Genomic DNA, 997 nt, shown 5'->3' with positions numbered 1-997 from the left:
ACTGCAGCGCTTTAGCGGCTATGCAAGTAAGTTACAAAGTTAAATAGCTTTGCTTTACTCCAAACAATAAAAAACCAGCTAAGAAGCTGGTTTTTTATTGTTCATCACTATTTGGTGATTAAGGTTGCACTTCACGTTCAGCACGCTTGCGATCTTGTTCCTCAAGCTTTCTCAGATCCGCTTCACTTGGACCTTCGTCAAACTCCTCTCCATCTTTATCAACAGGCGGAAGAAGATCTTCTTTGGTGACCGCCATTGCAAGCAAGATATTACTTGCCACATAGATTGAAGAGTATGTACCTACTAAAACACCAATCAAAAGAGCTTTAGCGAAGCCATTGATCATCTCTCCACCCACAATGTATAACGCAATCAACACTAGGATCGTTGTCAACGAGGTCACCAAGGTACGCGACAGGGTTTGAGTTAAAGAAATGTTGATGACTTCTTCGGAGTCCGACTTCCGCAGCTTACGGAAGTTTTCCCTGATCCGATCCGAAACAACAATCGTGTCATTTAGAGAGTAACCAATGACCGCCAACAATGCCGCCAATACTGTCAGGTCAAAATCCCACTGCGTGATCGAGAAAACACCCACCACGATAATTACATCGTGGATAAGGGCCGCTACGGCACCCACAGAGAATTTGAATTGGAAGCGCAAGGCAACATAAACCATCACGATACCAAGTGCGAGCAACAACCCTAGACCGCCCTGCTCACGCAATTCTTCACCGACTTGTGAGCCAACAAATTCTGCGCGCTCCAGCGTTACCTTCTCACCACTCTGTGACAAGGCATTCAGCACTTGCACACCAACTGTGTCGTCAAAGCCTTGTGACAAACGAACTAAGACAGAGGTATCTGCACCAAAGTTCTGAACAACAAGCTTGTCGTAACCTGCATCATTAAGGGTCGCTCGAACCTCCTCTAGATCAGGAGCCATTTCGTACTCCACTTCCACCAATGTGCCACCGGTGAAGTCGAGACCTAACTG

General features: G+C 46.2%; 1 protein-coding gene. It reads right to left on the bottom strand.

Annotation, left to right across the window (positions count from 1 at the left end):
• Positions 1-118: 118 nt before the first annotated feature.
• The coding region (gene secF, locus A3738_RS06690) for a protein translocase subunit SecF (RefSeq protein WP_156504016.1) at positions 119-997 on the bottom strand (879 nt) is incomplete at its 5' end.

It is taken from the genome of Oleiphilus sp. HI0066, from assembly GCF_001635725.1.
This window is presented reverse-complemented; position numbering and strand designations above follow the sequence as displayed.